This is a genomic window from Porticoccus sp., assembly GCF_041592135.1.
GTDB lineage: Bacteria > Pseudomonadota > Gammaproteobacteria > Pseudomonadales > Porticoccaceae > Porticoccus.
In genome coordinates this window covers 1-3,580 of sequence record NZ_JBFHQR010000181.1, presented here as the reverse complement: position 1 = coordinate 3,580, position 3,580 = coordinate 1, and the positions used below count along the sequence as shown (strand labels likewise).

Below are 3,580 nucleotides of genomic sequence, written 5' to 3'. Positions count from 1 at the left end.
GCGCTTCCTGGACACCAACAACGACGACAGTCTGGGCGGTTATTCGCTGCTCGATGTGCGCTTTGGCTATGATGTCACCCCGAGGCTCAAGGCCCAGTTGAAGGTGAACAACATCCTCGACAAGCACTACCGTACCAATGGCAGTAGCTGGGCCAAATACAACGAAGATGACGCCAACTGGATGCTGAAACTGACCTACGCCATCTGATGTCATCCAGTCCGGCCATCAGTCACAACCACTGACAGAGGGATAAACAGCCCATGACAGACCAGCAGCGAGATGCCGAGCGCCACAAGCGCAAGATGCAGAAACAGAAGGAAAAGGTGGATCAGTCCATCGCCGCCGCCCAGGACGAGCGGGGGGTGATCATCCTGCTCACCGGCGACGGCAAGGGCAAGTCCAGCTCCGCCTTTGGCATGGTGATGCGCAGCCTCGGTTATGGCTACAAGGTTGGCGTGGTGCAGTTTATCAAGGGCCAGCAGCTGTCCGGCGAAGAGATCTACCTGCGGGACCAGTGCCCCCAGGTGGACTTTTACCAGATGGGCACCGGCTTCACCTGGAATACCCAGGATCGGGACGGCGACATCGCCGCCGCCGAGCAGACCTGGGCGGTGGTCGAACCCATGTTGCGTGACGACAGCTACCACCTGGTGGTGCTGGACGAACTCACCTACATGCTCAGCTACAAGTACCTGGACGAGGAAAAGGTGCTGGCCGCGCTGGCCAACCGGCCGCGCAACCAGACCGTGGTGGTCACCGGACGCGGCGGCGGCAGCGCCCTGCGGGAACTGGCGGACACCGTATCGGAAATCCGCGAGATCAAGCACGCCTACAAGGCGGGCGTCAAAGCCCGTCGGGGGGTGGACTTCTGAGATGACCGTGACGCTGATGGTGCAGGGGACCACCTCCGATGCCGGCAAGACGGTGCTGGTGGCGGGGCTGTGCCGCTGGCTGGCCCGGCGCGGGGTGGCGGTGGCGCCGTTCAAGCCCCAGAACATGGCCCTCAACAGTGCCGTGACACCTGAAGGCGGTGAAATCGGTCGCGCCCAGGCGCTACAGGCCTGTGCCTGTTTTCTCGAACCCCACACCGATATGAACCCGGTGTTGCTGAAACCGTCCAGCGATACCGGCGCCCAGGTCATCATCCAGGGCCACGCCATGAGCACCATGGATGCCGCCGACTACCACCGTTACAAGCGCATCGCCCGCCAGGCGGTGTTGCAGTCCTATGGCCGCCTGAGTGAGCAGTACCAGGCGGTGGTGGTGGAGGGTGCCGGCAGCCCGGCGGAGATCAACCTGCGGGACAACGATATCGCCAACATGGGTTTTGCCGAGGCGGTCGACTGCCCGGTGATCCTGGTGGCGGATATCGATCGCGGCGGCGTGTTTGCCCACCTGGTGGGCACCCTGGCGCTGTTGTCCGACTCAGAGCGGCAGCGGGTGTGCGGCTTTGTCATCAACCGCTTTCGCGGCGACATCGCCCTGTTGCAGCCGGGGCTGGACTGGCTGGAGGTGGAGACCGGCAAGCCGGTGCTCGGCGTGATCCCCTACCTGCACGGCCTGCGCCTGGACGCGGAGGACGCCATCGATGACAGCCAGGTGCAGGATACGATGTTGCCCTCCCTCGAGGTGCTGGTGCCGGTGCTGCCGCGTATCAGCAATCACACCGACTTCGACCCGCTGCGCCTGCACCCGCAGGTGAACCTGCGCTACCTGGGCCCCGGCGAGCCGATTCCCCCCGCCGACCTGATTATCCTGCCGGGCAGCAAAAGCGTGCGGCAGGACCTGCAGTGGTTGCGGGACAACGGCTGGGAGCAGGCCATTGCCCGCCACCTGCGCTACGGTGGCAAGCTGCTGGGTATCTGCGGCGGCTATCAAATGTTGGGCCAGCGCATCGACGATCCCTCTGGTGTGGAATCCTCACCCGGTTGCTCAGCGGGGCTGGGCTGGCTGGCGGTGGAGACCACCCTGGCGGAGCACAAGCAGCTGCAGCGGGTCAGTGGCCGCCTGGCCCTCAACGACGTGGCCTGTGAAGGTTACGAAATCCACTGCGGCATCACCACCGGGCATGACAGCGCGCCATTGCTGGAGCTGTCCGATGGCCGCGGCGATGGCGCCATGTCCGCCGATGGCCAGGTGTTGGGCACCTACCTGCACGGGCTGTTCGACCATCCCGAGGCCTGCCAGGCACTGTTGCAGTGGGCTGGTCTCGCCGAACCCCAGGTAATCGACTGCGGTGCCATTCGCGAGCAGCAGCTGAATCGCCTTGCCGATACCCTCAATCAATCACTCAATTTTTCCGCACTGTTCCCGCAATGGTGCGATCAACAACAAGGAATACAACCATGACCACCACTGTTAAAACCCTGCTGATCAGCGCGGCACTGGTGCTGTTGATGCTGGTGACCCGATCCAAACACTTCGGTTCCGCCATCAGCCTGCCGGACGCCTCCCTGGCGGTGTTTTTGCTGGCCGGCTTCCACCTGCGCCGCTTGCCGTACTTTCTGCTGTTCTGTGTGCTGGCGGTCGCCAGCGACTACTGGGCCATCCAGGTGCGCGGGGTCAGCAGTTTCTGTGTCACCTCGGCCTACGGCTTTCTGCTGCCCACCTATTTCTGCCTCTGGTGGGCGGGTGTTTGGGGTAGCAAGCAGGCCTTGCACAGTCCCCGCGCCTGGTTGCAGTTCGGCGCGCTGATCTTGGCGGCGATTACCCTGGCATTTGTGATTTCTTCCGGCAGCTTCTACCTGTTCGCCGGTTACTTTCAGCCCTCATGGGCCGAGGCGGCCCAGCGGGTTGCGCTCTACTATCCCCGCTACCTGGTGACGCCACTGTGCTATCTGGGACTGGCGGCGCTGTTCCAGCTGCTGCTGGCCGCACCAGTCACCGCGCTGGACCCGTTGCGCAAGCGATGAGCGAAACCGTCTGCTGTCCGGCGCTGTTGATTGCCGCCCCGGCGTCGGGGCAGGGCAAGACTACCCTGGTGGCGGCCCTGGCCCGCTACCATCGCCGCCGCGGCCTCAAGGTGCGGGTGTTCAAGACCGGGCCGGATTTCATCGACCCGATGATCCACCGGGTGGCCAGCGGTGCTGCGGTGCATCAACTGGACCTGTGGATGGTGGGGGAGCCCCAGTGTCGCCGGCTGCTTTATGAGGCGGCCTGTGAGGCCGACCTGATTCTGGTGGAAGGGGTGATGGGGCTGTTTGACGGTGAGCCCAGCAGCGCCGATCTGGCGTTGAAGTTCGGCCTGCCGGTGGCGGCGGTCATTGATGCCTCCGCCATGGCCCAGACTTTCGGCGCGGTGGCCCAGGGCCTGGCCAGCTATCGGGCGGACCTGAGTTTCGCCGGGGTGGTCGCCAATCGGGTGGCCAGTGAAGGTCATGCCAAAATGTTACGGGACAGCCTGGCAGCGGTGCCCTGGCTCGGCGGCATTTCCCGCTCCGCCGCCATCGAGTTGCCGGAGCGCCATCTCGGCCTGCACCAGGCAATGGATATCGACGATCTGGAACAGCGGCTGGATGCGGCGGCGGACCTGCTGGCAGAGGCGCCACTGGCGCAGCTGCCGGAACCCGTTGCGTTCAG

5 protein-coding genes are annotated in these 3,580 nt (G+C 64.3%); all 5 read left to right on the top strand.

Annotation, left to right across the window (positions count from 1 at the left end; translation table 11 throughout):
• On the top strand, positions 1 to 208 hold a 208-nt coding region (locus ABY948_RS11720; RefSeq protein ID WP_461482717.1), incomplete at its 5' end, for a hypothetical protein.
• Positions 209 to 261: 53 nt separating this feature from the next.
• Entirely contained in the window at positions 262 to 873 is a 612-nt protein-coding gene (cobO, locus tag ABY948_RS11715; protein WP_461482716.1) for a cob(I)yrinic acid a,c-diamide adenosyltransferase, read from the top strand.
• 1 nt (position 874) lies between these two features.
• On the top strand, positions 875 to 2,350 hold the full coding sequence (locus tag ABY948_RS11710) for a cobyric acid synthase (protein WP_461482715.1): 1,476 nt from the start codon (positions 875 to 877) through the stop codon (positions 2,348 to 2,350).
• Positions 2,347 to 2,913: a hypothetical protein gene (locus tag ABY948_RS11705; protein WP_461482714.1), complete on the top strand. Its 567-nt coding sequence runs from the start codon at positions 2,347 to 2,349 to the stop codon at positions 2,911 to 2,913. The genes ABY948_RS11710 and ABY948_RS11705 overlap by 4 nt, the downstream gene beginning before the upstream one ends.
• Positions 2,910 to 3,580 (top strand): nucleotide-binding protein (locus ABY948_RS11700; protein ID WP_461482713.1); only part of this gene is annotated, 671 nt, incomplete at its 3' end. The genes ABY948_RS11705 and ABY948_RS11700, both read left to right, overlap by 4 nt.

What these genes read in the sequence shown, in the direction of transcription:
- cobO (WP_461482716.1), top strand. Translation starts at nt 262, where the DNA reads ATGACAGACCAGCAGCGAGATGCCGAGCGCCACAAGCGCAAGATGCAG.
- ABY948_RS11710 (WP_461482715.1), top strand. Translation starts at nt 875, where the DNA reads ATGACCGTGACGCTGATGGTGCAGGGGACCACCTCCGATGCCGGCAAG.
- ABY948_RS11705 (WP_461482714.1), top strand. Translation starts at nt 2,347, where the DNA reads ATGACCACCACTGTTAAAACCCTGCTGATCAGCGCGGCACTGGTGCTG.